The organism is Fructobacillus papyrifericola (assembly GCF_018437235.1).
In the GTDB taxonomy this organism is placed as follows: Bacteria; Bacillota; Bacilli; order Lactobacillales; family Lactobacillaceae; genus Fructobacillus; species Fructobacillus papyrifericola.
On sequence record NZ_JAAMFJ010000001.1, the window covers coordinates 624,691 to 644,367 of the forward strand.

Here is a 19,677-nt window from a genome sequence, read left to right on the forward strand (position 1 = left end):
AGAAGAAGACACCATTCAAGGTGTCTCCCCTTTTTTACTTATGCTTTTTCGTCTGGTCGTGAGTAACGGGTAACGTCTTTTTCAACTAATTGCTTAAAGTCTTCGGCAGCCATTGCTTCCGTATCGTTTGAGCCATAGCGACGGACCGTGACCGTTCCGTTTTCCTGTTCCTGGTCACCAAGTACCAGCGTGTATGGAATCTTCTTGGTCTGCGCATCACGGATCAAGTAACCCATCTTTGCTGAACGGGTGTCGACGTTGGCACGCAAGCCAGCCTTTGCCAAGGACTTTTGAATCTTCTTGGCATAGTCCCCGTGGGCTTCGGCGTTAACCGGGATGATCTGCACTTGCATTGGGGCCAACCAAGTTGGGAAGGCACCCTTGTACATTTCAATCAAGTAAGCCGTGAAGCGTTCCATCGTTCCAACGATTCCACGGTGGAGCATGACGGGCCGGTGGTTATCCTGGCCGTCTTCACCGACATAGGTCAGGTTAAAGCGCTCTGGCAGCAAGAAGTCCAACTGGATGGTTGAAAGCGTTTCTTCACCACCGAGGGCCGTCTTTGTTTGAACGTCCAACTTTGGACCGTAGAAAGCAGCTTCCCCTGGTGCTTCGAAGTAATCCAAGCCCATGTCATCCATGGCCCGCTTCAACTGTGCCTGGGACTTCTCCCACATTTCGTCATCGTCGAAGTACTTTTGCGTATTTTCCGGATCACGATATGACAAGCGGAAGCGGTAGTCCGTGATGTTAAAGTCTTCGTAGACTTCCATCATCATGGCCAAGATAGACTTGAATTCGTCTTCCAACTGTTCTTGGGTAACGAAGGTGTGGCCATCGTTCAAGGTCATTTCACGCACACGGGACAAACCAGTCAAGGCACCTGACTTTTCGTAACGGTGCATCATACCCAATTCAGCCACCCGCATTGGCAAGTCACGGTATGAGCGTGGCTTGTGCTGGTAAACGGCAATGTGGGAAGGACAGTTCATCGGACGCAGTTCGAGGAATTCGCCATCGCCCATGTCCATTGGTGGGAACATGTCTTCACGGTAGTGATCCCAGTGACCGGATGTCTTGTACAGGTTCAGGTTAGACAAGACCGGTGTGTAGACATGCAGGTAATCGTTGGCCAATTCCTTGTCGACGATGTAACGTTCGACTTGGCGACGGATGGTTGCGCCGTTTGGCAACCAAACGGGCAAACCGGAGCCGACTTTTTGACTAGTGAAGAAGAGGTCCAGGTCACGACCGATGTTTCGGTGATCGCGTTCCTTTGCTTCTGCCCGGCGCTTCAAGTCTTCTTCCAGGTCTTCGGCGTTCCAGAAGGCCGTTCCGTAGATTCGTTGCATCACGGCTTTGTCAGAATCACCACGCCAGTAAGAACCGGCAACGGAAACCAACTTAAAGTGCTTGATCCAACCAGTTGATGGCACCAGGCCACCACGGTCCAATTCGACGTGTTCGCCTTGAACGGCAACCGTAATCTTTTCACCGTCTGGCAAGTCGTTGATTAATTCAACCTTGTAAGGATCGTCCTTAAAGGTTTCCAAAGCCTCTTCCTTTGAAACCTGGTGAGACAAGATTGGCAAATCTTCTTTGACAATCTTCTTCATCATCTTTTCGATTTCAGGAAAGTCATCAACGGAAACTTGGTTCCCTGCCCCGTTATCCGTGTCGTAGTAAAAGCCGTTTTCAATGGCCGGACCGACACCGAAGTGCATGTTTGCAAACTTTGGCAGGCGACGTAAGGCCTGGGCCAGCAAGTGGGCCGTTGAGTGACGAAGAATCTGCAAGCCCTCTTCGTCGCTCTTGGTAATCAGGGCAAAGTCACCGGATTCGTTCATGGCATCGTTCATGCCAACGTAGGCACCGTTCAACTTTGCTGAAACGGACTTTTTCGCCAAAGACTTGGCAATTGATTCTGCCACTTCGATTGGCTTTACCCCTTCGTTAAAGGACTTTTTTGCCCCATCTGGGAATGTTAAGGTAATTTCTGCCATACTGCTGCCTTCTTTCTTTTCTCTCTTGCTGACGGTGTTGCGTCGTTTCTTTCGGACCAGGGAATAAAAAAAGCGCCCTTCATGCTTAAAAGCACGAAGGGACGCTAAACCGTGGTACCACCCATTTCTCTGAGCAAAACTCAGACTCAAGAAACGTTTAACGGTGTCACCCGGGCGAAGTTTCAGCACTTACTTCTCCGCCATTCCGAGGTAGTCTACATTTGCCTTCAGACCGACTCACACCAACCGTCGGCTCTCTTTATCTGAATCTGCAAAATAAGTTGTCCTCATCAGCAATTTATTATTTTAATTATGGCACAATTTTAAAAAAGTTACAAGGTCTACTTGTTATCCTCTAAAACCTGTGCCAGGGCTTGACGAGCCTTGTCATCGTGATCAAGGATTCCGTGATCATAAACGTTTTGCAAAGCCGCAATTTGTTCTTTTGATAATGCCATGCTGATGTCCTCCAAGTATTTTTGACTATTATAAGACAGGATTTTCTAAAATACCAGCCCACTTTTCTTTCTTTTTCCGGGCTGCTTATCTTGTATAATAAATAGAAAGATTGCAAAGGAGCAATGATGGCTGAAAGAAAACTAAAAGCACAGGTGATCTTTGCGACGATCACCGGAAACAACGAGGCGGTTGCAGACCGCTTGGTCAATTTGTTAGAAGAAGCCGGCGTTCAAGTTCAAAAAAGCGAAATCTCGCAAACTGAAGCCGACGAATTAGCGGAGTACGACCTCGCCTTTTTGGTTCCCTACACCTACGATGAAGGTTCGCTACCTGACGAAGGCCTCGATTACTTCGATGACATTGCCGACCTCGACTTGCCAGATCTCGTTTATGCAGTGGCCGGTTCGGGCGATACCTTTTACGAGGGCTACTATTGTCTGGCCCTCGACAAATTCGACGAACAGATGCAAAAGACCGGTGCCAAACGCGCTGGCGAAATTGTGCGCATTAATCTCTATCCCGGTCAAAAAGATGAAGAACGCCTTGCCGACTTGGTAAAAGAAGCTGTTGAATCAATTCATTCTTAATATAAAAAACGGTTGAGCTATCAATTTTCTTGAGAGCTCAACCGTTTTTAAAATAGTTCACTAATTTTTTTCTCTTTTAGGGTTACCATCAATTGGCTCTCTGCCTTATCCAGAGACGCATCTAATTGATCAATCATTTTTTCTGCTTCATCTTTATGAACAAACGAACTCGTTTCAAAGTCTTTGTATACCTTGAATATTGGTGACCGTCCTTCAACCGCTTCAAGCACATCGTAAAATGATATATCCTCGACCCTTCTTACAAGTGCCAATCCACCGTTCACACCCTTCTTTGATTGAATTAAACCTGAATTTTTCAACAATGAAACCAGTCTTTTCATACTTGGCATCGGCATATCTAAAGTTTCAGCTATACTTTTTATCGTTAAATATTCATTCTTTTGAAGCCTTGATTTTAATTCAAGGTAATACAATACCTCAATCGATTGTGTAAAACTATATGAAAATGCCAAGTTCACTCTCCTAATGACAAAGAACAAATTAGATAATTAAGACCATTTAAAACCAAAAGATTATTTCTAGTAAAACATTTCAAATCACCATTAACAAATAATATGGCATATCCTATAGCGTGTTTACAATCAATTCTTTTAAAGTCAAATAAATAAAACGGATACAGAATCAATATACTCCGTCATTATACAACTTTTTAAATACTTCATTTCTCATAGATAGTCTCATTTTTATTTACTCTTTTTTCTAATTACAAATACCAATACAAAAAGAATCCCCATCAACGAAAGTACAGAAGCTAGATTCATAACATCTTTAAAGATAGTACTAACATCAGAAAGATTTCCAACAAAACACGTTCCTAATGCTAGTCCTAACGCCGCTCCAAACTGTCTTGTCGTATTGTATACACCGGAAGCGGCACCAGAAACATTTTTGGGCAAATTATTCGTAGCTGAAAATGTTAACGGTGTAAGAGCGAATGCAAACCCAAATCCAAAAGTTAACGTAAAAGGTAAAATTATTAAATAACTCGAGCTTTTTGATACAAGGCTCAATCCAATGGATGAAAGAAGTACCAACAGAAGTCCTAAAATCATTACCGCATTATTTCCAATCTGTTTTGTCACTTTTCTTACTTGTAGCGCAACAATAAAAAGGAAAATTGACATCGGAACCATTTCCAAACCAGCAACGAAAGGGTTATTTCCTAATTTCAATTGCAAGAATTGAGGAATGTAGAACCAGAAAATTACTCCTGCAGCCGAAAATAATAATGAGCCAACATATGCGCCAAATCTTTCTCTGCTTTTAAAAATTAACAATGGCATCATTGGATTTTTGACTGCTTTTTGACTTATCAAAAACACAATCCACAAGAAAGCTGAAATCAACAGGACAGTTTCTGGATTTGAGCTACCATCAATACCATAAGTTAATGATCCCATTGCCACAACAGATAAAAGCGAACCAATAAGATCCAATCGTGACACATCACGTTCCTCGTTCTTCAAATATTTCTGTGCAAGCAAAATCATAATCAAAGCAATCGGAACATTAACAAAGAATCCGCCTCTCCAAGAAACAAAAGAAGCGAAAAATCCCCCAACTGTAATTCCGACAGCCGCTCCTGCGCCAACAACAGCGGAATAGTACCCAATCGCTTTTTTAAGCTCTTCATCCTCAAAGGTATCGGTAATAATCGAAAGTGATGTCGGCTGTATGATGGCCGCTCCAATTCCTTGGAAGGCTCTAAATCCAATAATCATTGCAGCATTATTTGATGCCCCAATCATCAAACTCCCAACACCGAAAATTAACAATCCAATGATGAAAAGCTTTTTTCGACCATATAAATCCCCTAATTTACCCGCTAACAACATGAATCCAGCATAGGTAAGTGCATATGAAAGCTGAACCCAAGATAATTGAGCAGCACTCAGATGTAAATCAGCAGCGATTTTAACAGTTCCAGTAAAGACAATTCCTGTATCTAATACCGTTAAAAAAGCGCCAATTAAAGACAACCACAAAATAATCATTTTGCGCATAACCATTCTCCTTTTCCCAAAAATTAATTGACGATAACCTTATTAATCTTTTCATAATGCAATGCTAGTTACTATCGAATGCATTTAAATTCAATATTGATACACATTTCAAACATTTATCATCCTAATAGATATAATAAGTATATATGTATTATATCTATTAGGAAAGAAAAAGCAATCTGAAAATTTTATTTTTCAATTTAAAAATAAAAAAACTACCTTTCGGTAGTTTTTCCAGAATTAGTCTTCTGCGGTCGTGTAAACAGCCAAGACGTCTTCGTTTTCTTCAAGTTCGTCAACCAGCTTGTCCAACTTCTCGCGGTCTTCATCAGAGATGGCCATTGGGTTTTGGGCAATCATGGAAACTTCAGAATCAGCTAATTCGTATCCAGCTTCCGTCAAAGCAGCTTCCACTGCTTGGAAGTCATTTGGTGCCGTGTAGATTTCGAAGGCTTCATCTGAAGTCTGAACGTCGTCTGCACCAGCTTCCAATGCCACTTCCAAAACGGAATCTTCGTCAACTTCAGGGTGTGCTTCACGGTCGATGACCAAGTAACCCTTGCGGTCGAACTGGAAGGCCACGGAACCAGAAGTTCCAAGTGAACCACCGAAGTGCTTGAATGAGTTACGAACAGATGAAACCGTTCGGTTAATGTTATCGGTTGAGGCTTCCACCAAAACGGCAACACCGGCAGTTCCGTATCCTTCGTAAGTTACTTCTTCGAACTTAGCACCACCAGCACCAGAGGCCTTATCCAAGGCGCGCTGGATGTTATCCTTTGGCATGTTAGCGGCCTTCGCCTTGTCAACAACCAAACGAAGGGAGGCGTTCATTTCGGGATCAGCACCGCCAGCCTTTGCTGCAACATATAAGTCGTGCGCAAGCTTTTGGAAAATCTTTCCACGCTTAGCATCTTGGGCGTTTTTACGACCTTGAATGTTATGCCATTTACTGTGTCCTGACATTGTGTCTTCTCCTTAAAATTTAGAAATCTTACTTATTGTAGCAAAGTTCCCTTGCTATTACTAGTCAATTTCTAGTTAAGGAGCGCTCTTAAGAGAAAAGCGCTTGTCAGTTAAGTTCCAAAATCGTTACTACCCCTTTTCTTCAACAAAGTGGGCTGGCAATAGGCGCGAGACTAAAAGAATCATGGAGAAAACAATCAGGCTGGCCCCGGTCACATCGGAGAGCCAGTGAGCCCCGTAGCGAACCCGACTAAGGGCAATCACAATGGCCAGAGTCACCGTCACAATCAGGAGAATTCGCTGACTTTTTCGCCAACTACGTGGCAGTAAAAAAGGTAGGTAGGTCATTAACCAACCAGAAGTCGTGTGCCCGGATGGAAAAGAATAGTGGCCGTTTGCCCCATTCGGATGGTACCAGGGGGTAAATTGACTCATGGTTGCATCCATTTGAAAGGGACGGTAACGACCCCAGTGTAGCTTTAAGTCCCCAATTAAAAGGGAGACAATGAAAACCAAGGCAATTCCGTACAGCGCTGCCTTTAAAAGGTACTGTCGGTCTTCTTCCCGCCGGTTCTTTAAGTAGAAGTAGAAACAGGCAGACAGGGCCAATGACAGAGCCAGGCCGACTAACCATTGGCCCAGTTCGGGATCACCGACCTGCCTGCCTTCCCCGTTTAAAATCCGAGCAAGTGTGTAGGCAAAATAGCCCTTCAAGGACAGCAGCACTTGGTTGGTTGCCAAGAGTAAAAAGACGGTCGTCAAAGCAAGCCGTTGGATGAGTCCCCTTTTCGAAAAAAAGCTGGCCCAGGCCACAATCTGAAAGGAGGCAAAGAGGACGATGTTTGGGCCAAAGACCCCGTACTTTTGAAAGAAAGCACCGACAATGGATTGCCGATCCATCACCACCCGACTCACGGACTGATCGAAGAAGCTGGCGAAGAGAAGAAGAGCGATCGCCAGACCATAAAAAAGGGAAAAGGCAAGCCGTTCGCCCTCTGTCTCTTCGAAGGCTTCGGCTTTTGCATGCAGCTTCTGAATTCGAGTCATATTGTTCTCTCCTTGATTTGGTTAAGTCAATTATAACTTGGCCAAGAGCTGCTGCACAGGCACTACAAGGAGCAATCTGTCTAATATCTTGTTGAATTTCAACACACAAAAAAAGCAGCCCAAAGGGCTGCTTTTCATCGCTTCTGAATGCCGCTGACAGGAATCGAACCTGCACGGAGAAATCTCCATACCGACCTGAACGGTACGCGTCTGCCAGTTCCGCCACAGCGGCATTTAAAACAATCATTATTATATCGTCTCAAGTACTTTCTGACAAGCAAAACTTTTCCAATTAACACTCTCCGTCCTTCCCTTTGTTCCCGCCAAAGCCTTGCAGGATGCGAGAATCAAGACTATACTAGACCCTGTTATTTAGAACTTTTATAGCCTAAAATTCAGACAAAAAATTTAAAGGGGTAAACCAAGTACCATGACCGAATATTGGCAACACTTTCTCTTCCTTCTCCCGATGGGCATTCTAGCCGGCATCGTCTCGACAACGGCCGGCCTTGCCTCCCTTGTCTCCTATCCAGCTTTACTAGCCGTTGGGGTTCCGCCGCTCTTTGCAAACGTCACCAATACCGCAGCATTGGTCATGACGGGCCTCGGGGCAACCGTTTCTTCCCACAAGGAGCTTGGCGAACATAAGAAGGAGCTCGTTAAAATTCTCCCCTTCACCCTGGGTGGTTCCATTCTGGGTGCCTGGTTGCTCTTGGCTGCTCCGGCTTCGACTTTTGAAAAAGCCGTGCCCTTCTTCGTCTTGGTCGCCGGCCTGCTTCTCTTGTCACAGGTGAACAAGTCCAAGAAAGCCGAAACCAACCTAACCCGTGACGATTCCATTGAAAACGACGGGACCCACCCCGTTTACCGTGTCATTGTTTCCATCGGGATTCTGCTTGTTGGGATGTACTGTGGCTACTTTGGAGCCGCCGGTGGCGTTTTGCTGCTGGCCATCCTATCGGCCACAACGACGATGCCCTTCGCCTCTTACAACGCCTTAAAGAACCTCTCATTGGGTGGGGCAAACCTCATTGCCACCATTATTTACATCTTCTCCTCCCACATCTACTGGGGGCTCGTTATTCCAATGGGCATCGGCCTCTTCATTGGTGGCTGGATTGGTCCACACATTGTCCGCATCATCCCTGCAAAGATTCTTAAAATCGCCATTTCAATGGCAGCGATTGCTCTAGCCGTCGACCTCTTTATCAAGGCCTACTTCTAAACAATTCAATCGATACAAAAAAGACCGAAAAATATTTCGGTCTTTTTTTATTGCGCAATTTTTTCAGTCATTCACGAGCGGTTTTTGGTAAAGAATTCTTGTAAGCGCTGGGATGATGGGTTGCCCTCGTGAGCACCGCTCTTTTCCACTTGACGATGACGGGCACCGTGACGCTGCTTACGCTTCTTAAAGAAGCCGTTTTCTTCGGCCAATCCTTTTGGATGGCTGACAGCAGGTTCAGCTTTTTTAACTTGCCTACCTTTAGCCTCAAGCTGCTTGGCTTGGCCGCTGGCCTTCTTTTCTTCTTTCAGGCGGAGCCGAGCCGCTTTTTCAGCGGCTTCTTTTTCGGCACGTTCCTTGGCCTTTTGCTTCTTTTCGGCCTTTTTATCAATTGGCCAGTCGGGGTATGGCAGGGCCGTTAAGAGTTCATCTGCCACCGTCGCCGACCGCAGAGAACTTGGGTAATTGCTTAAGCTGGCCCTTTCAATCACGCCATCTTCTGCCGAACGCAATCGGTCGATCTGCTCAGGTAAGGAGCTAATAAAGTCGCTCAAGCCCTTCGAACGGCGCTTGTAGCCAGCGGGCAAAAGAAGGTCTTCTTGCTTTGGAATGACCGCCGTCGCCCCCTTAACGGCTTGACGGTAAAGCAAAGCGGTCAAAGAAGAGATTGGCCCGTAGCCAACAAACTCGACTTCCTTTGCCTTGGCCGCTTTCTTCGCCTGGTTGATAACCTCTAGGACTTTGGCATCGTAGTAAGACTGGCAGTGCAAAAGATCCGTGGCCAAGAAGAGGACTGCTTGTGGTGCCGGCTGCATCCGCTTCAAGGGGTAATCCATTGTTTCCAAAACCGGTTCAGTCAGCAGAACCCGGAGCGTTTTTGAAACGATAGTGTCAGGCAACTGCAGGTAGGCCGTCAAGTGGTCAGTGACCGCCTGGTCGCCGTTCAAAAGCACCCCATCAACAGCAGGAGCTAGCTTGACTTCGTGGAAGGTCAAGTTCCCGGCCCCCGCTGAAAGCAAGTCCAAGCGGTAGGAATCGGTCTTTTCCGGTACGAGAAAGTCGTCTGTCGGCCCGTTTTGATAGTGCTGTTCTAAGACCTGACCACTCTGATCAAAAAAAGTCCAAGAGAGATAGGCCCGCATCTTTTCCGAGTTTTCAACAAAGAGCTTGGCCCGGTAGCGTGTTCCCGCCGTCAATTTCGGTAGCTGACCAATCCGTTTTTCCTGAAAGTAGTTCGCCTTGTCCGTCCAGGAAGCAATCACGCGCCCCGATGGCAGAAAGTGGTTTTGGTAGCGCACTTCGTTTTCAGAGACAAAGTCGACAACCGCTCCCTGCAGCTCGTGGAGCTTTGTTTTGGGTGTCCAATAAATCTGCATTTGCATTAATAGAACCCTCCTTCTTGCTCCTTGGCCTGCTTTCGAATGGCCTTTTTCAAAAAGGCCACCATTTGGTCAATCTTTTCTTCGTGGAAACCGGTTTCCTCTTTCAAACCGACCTGGTCACCGTGTGTTTTCCAGTAATCAACCAAGTCGGCGGCCGCCCCCTGGTCGTAGTCGTCTTGCGTCATGTTAAAGAGGTCGATTTGCACCGTTGACCAGTCAACCGATTCAAAGGCCGACCAGAGTTTTTGGTTCAAGGCCTCGTTGTCTTGCATGTCCAAGCGGCCGGTTAAGACCAAGCGAACATCCAAGGGCCAGTCCCGGTTAACCCCCTGATGAGCAAAGGCGCCGTTACCGGTAAAGCTGCCCAAGTGCACGATGGGCTTCGCGATGACGAAGTGCTGACCCTTCATTTTCGCTGCGTAATACATGGCCGGATAAGAACCCATGGAATAGCCAGTAAAAATCGTCTTTTCTTCCTTTTCCCCCAGCACGTTTTCTGCTTCTGCAATCCGGGCCATGACGAGTTCTTCAAAGTCGGCATCCCCGACCATGAAGGCCCCACCCTGGGCCCTTGTATCCGTAAAGAGCAGGTAGGGATAGCCCAGGTCATCTAAGGGTCCCATCATTTCAAAGCCCTCAACGTGCAAACGAGTTCCGGCAAAGCAAACGACCAGCGGTCCCTTCTTTTGTCCCGGATTAAAGTAGGCGTGCACTTCCTCACCGTTTCTGGTAAGCAGGCGCTCACCAGCCGGCAGGAAGTAGCCGAGTCCGTGCCGGGACTTTCGCTGGTGAAGATTCTTTAGCGTCAGTTCGCCCAGTCCCTTGGCCAGCACGATGATTTGATAGTCCTGGTAGTCCTTTGGGGCCCGGACGGTTGGCAAGTGCTTGGCATCGGGATTTTCAAAGAGCTTCAGGGACTGCAAACCACCGTTTTGGAAAAAGACGTAGGAAAGGGCGACTTCGACATCCCCCGTGCTTTCGTAATCCAAGTAAATCAGGTTTTCTTGCCCCGGCTGAAAGTCCCCCGGAAAGGTCTTCAGCGTCCCGATTTGCTGATAGTCCTTGCCAAAGTCCCCGGAGACCTTGCTTTGAAAACGGCCAGCCCGTTGCCAGTGCCAGGCGTAGTTGTCGGCCGGCTCGAACTGGTCTTCCGAAAAGCGGGTGGCAAAGCCGACCTGTCCCTGATACAAGTCCCCTTCAATCCGGTCGGCCAAGGCCGCTTTTTCCTCTTCTTCAAGGAAAAAGGCGCCCCGGTCATGCAAGGCCGCTTGAACGGCTGGCGAAAAGGTGCCAAAGCTTCCGGTGTAAAGCACCCGGTAGGCCGGCCAATCGCGAATCTGCCGTGCTAACAAGGCGGAATCGAGCCCGTCATCCGTCAACAAGACATAGTCATAGGATAACTTTTTTGGATTTTTTTGCCCAGCCAAAAAAACCGGTAAATCAACCGTCTTACAGTAGGAGGCGGCCAGTGTCGGCCGACTCAACCCCGCGGTCAAATCCGTTTTTCCAATTTGCAAGATGGCCATTGCTTCTGCCATGTTGACTCCTTTACACACGTGTTTTTTAGGCCTTTAGGCGACTTTGCCAAGCGCCTTGCAAGGCTTGTTCGCCCAGTTCCTGCCCCTTTTTCAAAAGCGCTTCATGACTTTCTTGCCAGTCTTCACCGATCAGGTAATCTTCCAAAGAAGAGGCAAGCTCTTCAATTGATTGCTGGTAGGCAGGCAAAAGGGAATAGGCCGTCTGGACCTTGGTCAGGGCGGGTAGGCCGAGCCCAACCGTCTCAGCAAGCACAGAGAGATCCGGCTGTCTGGAGAGGTCTAAGTATAGTGAAGCGGTTGCGAGGTATGCCAGGCGTCCAGCCGGAGCCTGCTTTCCTAAGAAGACAAAATGGGCTTTTAATGCCGCCACTTCCCCTTCCGTCTTTTGCTCGTCTAATGCTTTGAGCGCATCATCTAACATAGCTGGTAGCACCATTGGCGCCAGCTCACCCTCAAAGACAACCGTGCGGTCCGCCTTTTTTAAGACAAAGTCGAGGGCCTGCTTGATTAACTTGGCCTGCTCGCCTTGGCCAACGTCACCAATTTGGCAGTAGAGAATCGTCTCCTGTTTCTTCTGCAAAAGCGTGCTCTTTGTCACGGCATAGGGGGCGATTAATTCGCTTGCTTGGCTCCTTTTCTCGGCAGCCACTTCATCGGTCTCTGCTTGGGCAGGCGCCTGTTGACTTTGCAAGCGGGTAACGCTTTTTGAAAGGCCTTGCCAATCAGGAGAAACACCCATTTCCGGTGTCTGCCCCGTCCACCATAACAAGCGGTCAAAGGCCACTTGTTCGGCAATCTTGCGGTTCAAAGTCGAATCCGCAACCAAGGCTGCCGCTGGTTCTTGCACGGCCAAATAAGCCGTGGTCAGTTGGACTAACAAGTCGGCCATTTGGTCGTACTCATTAATCTGTCCATCGGGCAAGAGGGCCCGAACGTGGCCGCTTTGGTAATCCTGCTCGGCCACCACAGCCCCACCCTCGGAAAGGTAGGACAGTTTAACTAGCCGGCCTTGATCATAATCGAGAATACGGGAAACAAAGCCCCGGTCGTCAATGGTCAACTGCTGCTTCAACTTGCCTTTTTCAAGCAAGTCAACCCGGTCCAGCTGATCGGCCATTGGATAGGCAAAGAAGACGTTTGCGTAATGGGTCATCTTCGACAAGACGACGACCCGGTCAAACATGCGAATGAACTGTGCATCCTCTGGCCAGGTTAAATCGTTCAGCTGGAGTGGCTTACGGCCGGTTTTCTTGACTTTTTGAAGGGCGTCAAAGGGCGACCAGAAGGAAAGCTTCTCCAGCCCCATTTGTCTGGCCGTCGTCTGCCACTTGGGTAGGTAGGCCGGCAAAATCAAAAAGGGATCGGCCACCTTTTGCAGCTGGCCAATCATGCTTTGCATTTGTTTTTCCTGTTGGCTGACCTGAAAATTATCGGGCCAAGCCGGCATAACAACTAGTGACACAATCCCTTCCCTCTTTTCTCCTTTGGTTGTCAGTCATCAATCAAAGACGAACTCTTCCATTTTTTCCATTGGTAGCCCCAGCATTTTCGCTTGGGCGAAATCTTTTCGACTGACCAAGACCCGCTCAACCGGGTGTCCTGGATTTTGTAAAATCGTTAATACGGCCGCGTCGACTTGGTCATTTTGATCAAACAAGCCTTCCGGGCAGGCCAAAACGGCTGTCTTGGCAATGGTGGCAAGGGCCCCAGCCGAAGTTATTTCCACCGTTGCTGTCCCGGCCACTTTTTGCATCAAATCCTGGGCAGCCGCTTCATAACTGGGGTATTCCTGCCCGTTGACCAAGGCAAAGTTACGCCGACCGTCAAAGTAAAAGTCCGAGCGGCTGGCCACAGCCTCACCAAAATAAAAGTCGGACTGCAAGAGCTGGCCCCGGTTAAAGTATTGCTTGGCAAAGAGTTGGCCAGTCCGCAAAAAAATTTCCTTGCGGCTCACCTGGTCCGTTTGGTCAATCCAAGAAAGGGCCTGTACCAGGTAGTAACTGTCCGCAAAAAGGACCACCTTGGCCATTTGCTTGCCCTGTGAACGAAGACTGACAAGCCCTTCATCACCTAAGTTAATCTGGCCCTGGTTGGGCACGGGCAGATCAAAGAGAAAGCGGCCCTCCCCCTCTGGCCAGTCCGATAGAAGCCGTTGACTCGCCATGTCAAAAACACAATCGAGGGCTAGGCCTAGCGTTTGGCAAATGGCTACGGCATCCTCGTGTGGCTGCAAGAGGAAAAGGCGGTCGGCCTTACCCTGCTTCACCTGTTCAATTTGCCAATTAACAGCCGGTTCGGCCCGCTTATCTAAGGACTCAATTAATTCAATTTTCATCCAGTCCCTCCAACAATTGTCGCCAGGCCAAAGCCACGACTTCCTTTCGGTAGCGCTTGGCCGTTTCCAGAGCGCCCTTTGACAAACTATGACGTTCTCCTTGGGCTGAAATGACGGCTTCAACCATCTTTTGCACGTTTTGTGGAATGGCACTTTCAAGCGGTGAAAAGTCAACCAAGTAACCGTTTCGGCCGCTTTCAATCAACTCCTTGGCCCCGTAGTCGTTTTCATAGGACAAAACCGGCAATCCCTGGGCCAGCGCTTCCAAATAGGTCAGGCCAAAGCCCTCCGAGTAAGAAGCCGATAGATACAAGTCAGCCTTTGAAAAGGCAGCGGCTAAATCCTGTGAAAAACCGGCCAATGAGACCTCTTCCGAAAGGCCTTGTTCATCAATCAGCTGCTGCAAGGCGGCTTCTTCTTGGCCGCTGCCGTAAACCGTTAACCGACTAGCAATCCCGGCCCGTTTCAAAGCTGCCATGACCAAAACCAACTGGTCAATGTGCTTTTCTGGATGCAGACGCGAAGCCGTCACAAGGGAAAGCGGGTGGTCGCCTTTCGCCACTGAAGGGGTGGCTTTTTCCATGACTTGTTCAACAAAGCCAACCGGTACGGTGTGAACCTTTTGGACTGCCTCTTTCCCGTAACCCAGTTCGGCAAGGTTGTCTTGCAGAACGGCTGCTTGCTTTCTTGTTGCAACAACAACGGCATCGTAGGCCCAAAGGTGCTTGACCAAGTACTGGTAAAACTGATTGAACACCCGATTCTGCCCCTTGTTGGACAAGCGATGGTCGGCATGGACGACGGCAATCAAGCGATCTTCTTGATGGCGACTTCGATTGGAAACGAAGTACTCATCGTAATCAAGGCCGCGGTCGAAGAAGTAACGGCTGGCACCGAAGGTTTCTTGAATTTGGTCCATGAAAAAGGTCAACAGACCATAAAAATTATCAAAGTAGTAGTTTTGCCCCACGAAGTTTTCCAGCAAAATGGCCGTCATTTCACGTTTGCCATCGACTTGCCGGTAGGCCCATGAGAGGCTTCTTGTACCGTAACTCAAGACGACTTGGGCATCCGAAACAAGATAGAGCTGTTTTTCTTCTTGCCAGACCTTTTCCTTCATCCGCTTGATTAAGTAACCGGCCGTGGCCTGCTCAACCACTACCCGATCGGTTTTGGTAAAGTCCTTCAGGGTCGTTTTTTCATAGGGGCGAATTTCTTTTGCTAAGAGGCCCTCTGTTAAATAGCGATTGGGGTCTTCCGCCATCAAGTAGTCATAAAGATTGATGACCTGCTCTTCTTTCAGATGCCATTCCTTCAGATGGTCATGGAGCTCTGGCAGCAAGTCCGTGAAGACCAATTTAGCGGGTTCTCCCAGCTCAAAAAAGGCGCGCAGCCGGTAAAACTGCGCGTGTTCCACACCGGAATTCCCGTGGCCCATGCCTTTATTTAAGAAAAAATTCATGCTGCGCCCTTTCGAAATCACACTGGCAGAAGCACCCACTCTTAATCAAAAAGTCGCGACTTTACCGAGCGTTTTGAACCTGAACGGCCGTAATAATGGCCACCTTATAAACATCCTCTTCCGAACATCCCCGAGAAAGGTCCGAAACCGGCTTGGCCAATCCCTGCAGAATGGGTCCCATGGCTTCGAAGCCACCGAGCCGTTGGGCAATCTTGTAGCCGATGTTGCCGGCTTCCAAGCTTGGGAAGACAAAGACGTTGGCCTGTCCGGCAACCGTTGAATCGGCTGCTTTGGCTTTTCCAACCGACGGAACCAGGGCGGCATCGAATTGCAATTCCCCGTCAATTTGGTTGGCCAATTCCGGTGCCAGGTCCTTTGCCAACTGCGTTGCTTCTCTCACCTTGTCGACCATCTCGCCCTTAGCTGAGCCCTTGGTTGAGAAGGAAAGCATGGCAATCTTTGGATTGAGGCCGAAGGCCTTGGCCGTTTCGGCCGACTGAATGGCCACCTGGGCCATCGTTTCGGCATCAAGCTCGATGTTTATGGCACAATCGGCAAAGACGTAGCGTTGGTCACCCTTTTGCAAGAAAAAGGCACCGGAAATCCGCTTTGATCCGGGGGCTGTCTTAATCAATTGCAGGGCTGGTCGAACCGTGTCCCCGGTTGGGTGCACTGCACCAGAAACCATGCCGTCGGCCTGTCCCATTTGGACCATCATGGTTCCAAAATAGTTTACATCCGCTAACCACTTTTCGGCGGTTTCTTCGTCCGTCTTACCGTTTCGTCGCTCAACAAGGGCCGCCACCATGGCCGCCTTAGCCGAAGCATCCTGCTTAGCTGGGTCAATGACTTTGACTTTAGCTAGGTCAAAACCTGCCGCTTCAGCGTTTTCTTGAATGGCCGCTTCATCGCCCAAAAGGATTGGTGAAACCAGCCCCTCCTCAGCTAAGCGAACAACCGCTCCTTGAATCCGTGGGTCTTCGCCTTCGGGGAAGACCAAGGTAATCTGATCGTCTTGAATCTTTTCTTTTAATTCATCAAACAGTGCCATGAAACACACTCCTCTACCGTCTATTGTTACTTTAAATTATAGCAAAGTCGAATGACCTTGACCTTATTCCAACCAGCTAATTGGCGAAAGTGAAGCCTTTTTTAAGAATTGATTGGTTTTTGAAAAGGGTTTCGACCCAAAAAAGCCCCGGTAGGCCGACAATGGGCTCGGATGAGCCGAAGCCAGGATGCAGTGTCGACTATCATCAATCAACTTGGCCTTCTTTTGAGCAAAGCTGCCCCAGAGAATGAAAACCTTGGGCTGCTCGTCGTCAGAAAGCGCTTGAATACTAGCGTCCGTCAACGCTTCCCAGATCAATCCCTGGTGAGCGTTAGCGGCCGATTCTTCCACCGTGAGAACAGCGTTTAAAAGCAGGACGCCCTGCTCGGCCCAGCTAGTCAAATCCTGTGACAAGCGCACCTGCCCCAAGTCGTCGTCTAATTCCTTTAAAATGTTTCGCAAGGAAGGTGGCGTTTTCATGCCATCGGGGACGGAAAAGGACAGCCCCTGGGCTTGTCCTGGTTGGTGGTAAGGATCTTGTCCCAAGATAACGACTTTGACTTTTTCAAAGGGGGTTTTCTGATAGGCGTAAAAGACCCGGTCACGGGCGGGATAGATTGGCCTTGGCCCTTGGTATTCCCGATCTAAAAAAGTCCTTACGCGGGCCGAATAATCAGCCGGTAAATAATCTTTTAAATGCTCATCCCAGCTGGATGTCGTCAGGTGAAAAGTCGCCATGCTATACTACTCCTAGAAAGTTTCTTCCTCTACTTTACCAGAGGGCCGTTTCGAATCAATGTCAGGAAGCAAAAAATGCTGAATCAAGCCACACTGAAGCAAGTCGAAAAACAATACCAGGACTATCCGCAGGCTCTCAGAAAAATTCAAGCCGTCCAGGCCTGCCTGCAGGCCTTAGACCAGCAGACCTTACCTGAAAAGCCCCTACCAAAACTGCTCTACAGTGAACGCCAGTTGCTCAGGGAACCGGGCCTTTTAGCACTGGATGAAGCCTTTGGTGATCTCAGGCAAACCCTCATTGAGCAATACGGTGTCTGGTTTCTACCAAACCAGCAGCTAATTGCCGACCTGCTGCTCTTTGCCAAGGGACGACCAATCGTCGAATTAATGGCGGGTAACGCCCTCCTGACAGCCGCCTTTAAAAAAGCCGGAGCCAACGCCAAGGCCGTTGACACTCTGGACTGGCTTGGACAGGACAACGAGCGGCCCCTCCCCTGGACGAAAGTTTATGAACAGGACGCCCGGGCAGCCGTATTGGAAGCCATTCAAGCCGTCTCTCAGGGCCAGCAAGAGAAACTCCCCCTCTTCATCATGGCCTGGGCGCCAAACACCACAGAGGACGACTGGCGGGTCTTAGAGGCCCTGAGAGAAAGCGGTCAGCTCTTTGACTTGGTGGTCATCGGAGAAAAAGGGCCGGATACAAACTCCGCCCGTTTCTGGCAGTCGGCCAAACTAACCAAGCCGGCTGCACTAAACGCCCACTACCAGCCCTTTGATGACTTTCAAGACGCCATCTATTTAGCCAAATAAAAAAAGAGCCAATGGCTCTTTTTTTATTTTATAGAATCGGTGCCAGGAGGCGGGAAGCGACTTGCTTGAAGCGAAGCCAGCGACTTTGCTTGGCAAAGCTTTCGACCGTCTGCTCACTCGATTGCTCAATGTCTTTTTCATAGGTTGCCGCCAGCTGTTCGGTAATCGACTGATCGTACAAGAAGGCGTTCACCTCAAAGTTTAATTTGAAGGAGCGAAAGTCAAAATTAGCCGAACCAACCGAGGCCAACTGGTCATCGACGACCATCGTCTTGGCATGCAAGAACCCGTTTTGGTAATAGTAAATCTTAATGCCGTCCTTCACGAGCTGAGAGGCAAAGTACTGGGTGGCCCGATAAACAAACATGTGATCGGGCATGCAGGGGACCATGATGCGAACATCAACGCCCGAATTGGCCGCAATCCGCAAAGCATCGATGGTCGAATCATCCGGAATCAAGTAGGGTGTTTGAATCCAGCAGCGCTTCTTGGCTAACTGAATCAAGCGAATGTAGCCCATCTTGATCTGCTCATCATCCGAATCGGGCCCCGAAGTCACAATTTGCAAGTCGGTCTTGCCAGCCACCTGATCGGGCAGAGCCGGAAAGTAGCGATCATCTTGCACGTCCATGGGCTTCTTCAAAGCCGAAGCGTTCCAGTCCAACAAGAAATGCTCTTGAAGGTAGTAGACGCCAGAGCCCTGCAGCTTCAAGTGGGTATCCCGCCAGTGGCCAAACTTCTTCTTCCGGCCCAGGTACTGGTCGCCAATGTTAAAGCCACCCACGTAGCCGACTTTGCCATCGACCACAACAATCTTGCGGTGATCACGAAAGTTCAGCTGAAAGTTAATCAGGTTAAAGCGGCGCTTCAAGAAGGGGGCAGCATGACCGCCTTCAGCAGTTAAGGGTGCAAAGAAGCGACCGGTCGTCCCGGCAGAACCCAGGGAGTCATACAAGACATGCACTTCGACCCCCTCTTTGGCCTTTTCAACTAAGATATCGCGAATTTCATGCCCCAAGTTATCAGAGTAAAAGGTGTAGAATTCGATGTTAATCGTTTCTTTGGCCTGCTTCAAGGACCGCTTCAACCGGCTGAAAAAGTCCTGGCCGGAGGTCATTACCTGCACCTCGTTATGGCTGGCCAAGGGCGTCTGGTTAATCCGTTGAAAGAGCGTGACCAGGGAACGGGCGGAACGGGGCAGCCGCTCCAACTCCGCTGCGTTATTCAAACCCGGTGCTTCTTGCAGCCGTTTTTGAATCTTTTCCTGGATCTTTGACGCGTCCTTTCCTTGAAAGGCAAAGAGTCGCTTGGCCGGTAGCTTACGTCCGGCAAAGGAGTAGAGAACAAAGCCAATCCCGGGCATAAAAATCAGCACTAAAATCCAGGCCCAGGTCGCCGCGATATCCCGCGGTTCACGAAAGACCGTAACCGCGGCCAAAACCGCGTTAATCGTGATGATTGTTGTCCATAGATCGGCCATCTGAAGCCCTTCTCTTCCCCTGTGTTTGCTTAGTACTCCATCAAGGCTAAGAAAGGAACTTCCCCAGCCTGCATGATCTTTTCACGTCCCTGAAGTGCTTCTAATTCGATGATAAAGGCGACCCCAGCAACCACGCCACCGAGTTCCTCGATAATCTTGCGCGTGGCGTTAATTGTGCCACCGGTTGCCAAAAGGTCGTCGACAATCAAAACTCGTTGACCAGGCTTGATGGCGTCTTCGTGGATTTCTAACTCGTTCACACCACCGTATTCGAGGGTGTAGGAAGCCGAAACAGCCTTACGGGGCAACTTACCGACTTTGCGGGCGGGCACAAAGCCGACCCCCAAGGTGTAGGCCAGTGGCGAACCAACGATGAAACCGCGCGATTCTGGACCCGCAATCAAATCAACGTTCAAGTCCTTGGCAAAGTCCTTAATTTGGTCAATTGCCTCACGGTATGCGGCACCGTTGCCCATCAAGGGTGAGATGTCCCGGAAGGTCACGCCTTCTTCAGGATAGTCCTTCACGGAAGCAACGTAATCGTGTAAATCATTTTTAGTCATAATCTTT

Annotated in this window: 17 protein-coding genes, 1 tRNA gene and 1 other annotated feature; of the genes, 3 read left to right on the plus strand and 15 right to left on the minus strand. The window is 48.8% G+C overall.

The genetic code is table 11. The annotated features are described in order from the left end of the window. Positions 1–38 precede the first annotated feature (38 nt). Positions 39–2,003, minus strand: a complete 1,965-nt coding sequence (gene thrS / locus G6R28_RS02900) for a threonine--tRNA ligase (protein ID WP_213792725.1) — start codon at positions 2,001–2,003, stop codon at positions 39–41. A gap of 94 nt (positions 2,004–2,097) precedes the next feature. Continuing rightward, positions 2,098–2,306 (minus strand) — a binding site (T-box leader). A 281-nt stretch (positions 2,307–2,587) separates the two neighbouring features. Here thrS and G6R28_RS02905 point away from each other — a divergent pair. Further along, positions 2,588–3,049: a flavodoxin domain-containing protein gene (locus tag G6R28_RS02905; RefSeq protein WP_213792726.1), complete on the plus strand. Its 462-nt coding sequence runs from the start codon at positions 2,588–2,590 to the stop codon at positions 3,047–3,049. Positions 3,050–3,096: 47 nt separating this feature from the next. On the opposite strand, the gene G6R28_RS02910 is transcribed toward G6R28_RS02905, so the two are convergent. From G6R28_RS02910 to G6R28_RS02930, 5 genes are all read right to left on the minus strand, one after another. After that, positions 3,097–3,528 carry an RrF2 family transcriptional regulator gene (locus G6R28_RS02910; protein WP_338017254.1) on the minus strand — a complete coding sequence of 144 codons (432 nt, stop codon included), beginning with the start codon at positions 3,526–3,528 and terminating at the stop codon, positions 3,097–3,099. 225 nt (positions 3,529–3,753) lie between these two features. Beyond that, positions 3,754–5,073: an MFS transporter gene (locus G6R28_RS02915; protein WP_338017255.1), complete on the minus strand. Its 1,320-nt coding sequence runs from the start codon at positions 5,071–5,073 to the stop codon at positions 3,754–3,756. Between the two features lie 240 nt (positions 5,074–5,313). After that, positions 5,314–6,039 (minus strand): YebC/PmpR family DNA-binding transcriptional regulator, encoded by a 726-nt coding sequence (locus G6R28_RS02920; protein ID WP_213792729.1) that lies wholly within the window; start codon positions 6,037–6,039, stop codon positions 5,314–5,316. A 129-nt stretch (positions 6,040–6,168) separates the two neighbouring features. Continuing rightward, the gene (locus G6R28_RS02925) at positions 6,169–7,086 is read right to left on the minus strand and encodes a phosphatase PAP2 family protein (RefSeq protein WP_213792730.1); all 918 of its coding nucleotides are present in this window, start codon (positions 7,084–7,086) and stop codon (positions 6,169–6,171) included. A gap of 148 nt (positions 7,087–7,234) precedes the next feature. Continuing rightward, positions 7,235–7,318 (minus strand) — tRNA-Leu (locus tag G6R28_RS02930). 198 nt (positions 7,319–7,516) lie between these two features. Here G6R28_RS02930 and G6R28_RS02935 point away from each other — a divergent pair. Then, positions 7,517–8,311 carry a sulfite exporter TauE/SafE family protein gene (locus G6R28_RS02935; RefSeq protein WP_213792731.1) on the plus strand — a complete coding sequence of 265 codons (795 nt, stop codon included), beginning with the start codon at positions 7,517–7,519 and terminating at the stop codon, positions 8,309–8,311. A 71-nt stretch (positions 8,312–8,382) separates the two neighbouring features. Here G6R28_RS02935 and asp3 read toward each other — a convergent pair whose 3' ends face one another. The 7 genes from asp3 to G6R28_RS02970 all read right to left on the minus strand — a co-directional run bounded on the left by asp3 (position 8,383) and on the right by G6R28_RS02970 (position 16,802). Next, positions 8,383–9,693: an accessory Sec system protein Asp3 gene (asp3, locus tag G6R28_RS02940; protein WP_213792732.1), complete on the minus strand. Its 1,311-nt coding sequence runs from the start codon at positions 9,691–9,693 to the stop codon at positions 8,383–8,385. Continuing rightward, on the minus strand, positions 9,693–11,231 hold the full coding sequence (gene asp2, locus G6R28_RS02945) for an accessory Sec system protein Asp2 (protein WP_213792733.1): 1,539 nt from the start codon (positions 11,229–11,231) through the stop codon (positions 9,693–9,695). Before asp2 ends, asp3 begins: the two co-directional genes overlap by 1 nt. A 25-nt stretch (positions 11,232–11,256) precedes the next feature. After that, positions 11,257–12,693, minus strand: a complete 1,437-nt coding sequence (asp1, locus tag G6R28_RS02950; RefSeq protein WP_213792734.1) for an accessory Sec system glycosyltransferase Asp1 — start codon at positions 12,691–12,693, stop codon at positions 11,257–11,259. A 36-nt stretch (positions 12,694–12,729) separates the two neighbouring features. Beyond that, positions 12,730–13,566 (minus strand): hypothetical protein, encoded by an 837-nt coding sequence (locus tag G6R28_RS02955; protein WP_213792735.1) that lies wholly within the window; start codon positions 13,564–13,566, stop codon positions 12,730–12,732. Further along, entirely contained in the window at positions 13,556–15,028 is a 1,473-nt protein-coding gene (locus G6R28_RS02960; RefSeq protein ID WP_213792736.1) for a glycosyltransferase, read from the minus strand. Before G6R28_RS02960 ends, G6R28_RS02955 begins: the two co-directional genes overlap by 11 nt. A 61-nt stretch (positions 15,029–15,089) precedes the next feature. Next, positions 15,090–16,079 carry a phosphate acetyltransferase gene (gene pta / locus G6R28_RS02965; protein WP_213792737.1) on the minus strand — a complete coding sequence of 330 codons (990 nt, stop codon included), beginning with the start codon at positions 16,077–16,079 and terminating at the stop codon, positions 15,090–15,092. Between the two features lie 63 nt (positions 16,080–16,142). Next, positions 16,143–16,802: a uracil-DNA glycosylase gene (locus G6R28_RS02970; protein ID WP_213792846.1), complete on the minus strand. Its 660-nt coding sequence runs from the start codon at positions 16,800–16,802 to the stop codon at positions 16,143–16,145. Between the two features lie 90 nt (positions 16,803–16,892). Between G6R28_RS02970 and G6R28_RS02975 the strand changes: the two genes are divergently transcribed. Further along, positions 16,893–17,627, plus strand: a complete 735-nt coding sequence (locus G6R28_RS02975) for an SAM-dependent methyltransferase (RefSeq protein ID WP_213792738.1) — start codon at positions 16,893–16,895, stop codon at positions 17,625–17,627. Positions 17,628–17,655: 28 nt separating this feature from the next. Here the strand turns inward: G6R28_RS02975 and cls are convergent, their stop codons facing one another. After that, positions 17,656–19,107, minus strand: a complete 1,452-nt coding sequence (cls, locus tag G6R28_RS02980) for a cardiolipin synthase (protein WP_213792739.1) — start codon at positions 19,105–19,107, stop codon at positions 17,656–17,658. A gap of 29 nt (positions 19,108–19,136) precedes the next feature. After that, the gene (locus G6R28_RS02985) at positions 19,137–19,670 is read right to left on the minus strand and encodes an adenine phosphoribosyltransferase (protein ID WP_213792740.1); all 534 of its coding nucleotides are present in this window, start codon (positions 19,668–19,670) and stop codon (positions 19,137–19,139) included. Between the last annotated feature and the right edge of the window lie 7 nt (positions 19,671–19,677).

Coding starts and splice junctions, on each gene's coding strand:
- G6R28_RS02905 (WP_213792726.1), top strand. CDS start 2,588: ATGGCTGAAAGAAAACTAAAAGCACAGGTGATCTTTGCGACGATCACC.
- G6R28_RS02985 (WP_213792740.1), bottom strand. CDS start 19,670: ATGACTAAAAATGATTTACACGATTACGTTGCTTCCGTGAAGGACTAT.
- G6R28_RS02920 (WP_213792729.1), bottom strand. CDS start 6,039: ATGTCAGGACACAGTAAATGGCATAACATTCAAGGTCGTAAAAACGCC.
- thrS (WP_213792725.1), bottom strand. CDS start 2,003: ATGGCAGAAATTACCTTAACATTCCCAGATGGGGCAAAAAAGTCCTTT.
- G6R28_RS02955 (WP_213792735.1), bottom strand. CDS start 13,566: ATGAAAATTGAATTAATTGAGTCCTTAGATAAGCGGGCCGAACCGGCT.
- cls (WP_213792739.1), bottom strand. CDS start 19,107: ATGGCCGATCTATGGACAACAATCATCACGATTAACGCGGTTTTGGCC.
- asp3 (WP_213792732.1), bottom strand. CDS start 9,693: ATGCAAATGCAGATTTATTGGACACCCAAAACAAAGCTCCACGAGCTG.
- G6R28_RS02935 (WP_213792731.1), top strand. CDS start 7,517: ATGACCGAATATTGGCAACACTTTCTCTTCCTTCTCCCGATGGGCATT.
- asp2 (WP_213792733.1), bottom strand. CDS start 11,231: ATGGCAGAAGCAATGGCCATCTTGCAAATTGGAAAAACGGATTTGACC.
- G6R28_RS02960 (WP_213792736.1), bottom strand. CDS start 15,028: ATGAATTTTTTCTTAAATAAAGGCATGGGCCACGGGAATTCCGGTGTG.
- pta (WP_213792737.1), bottom strand. CDS start 16,079: ATGGCACTGTTTGATGAATTAAAAGAAAAGATTCAAGACGATCAGATT.
- G6R28_RS02925 (WP_213792730.1), bottom strand. CDS start 7,086: ATGACTCGAATTCAGAAGCTGCATGCAAAAGCCGAAGCCTTCGAAGAG.
- G6R28_RS02975 (WP_213792738.1), top strand. CDS start 16,893: ATGCTGAATCAAGCCACACTGAAGCAAGTCGAAAAACAATACCAGGAC.
- G6R28_RS02915 (WP_338017255.1), bottom strand. CDS start 5,073: ATGCGCAAAATGATTATTTTGTGGTTGTCTTTAATTGGCGCTTTTTTA.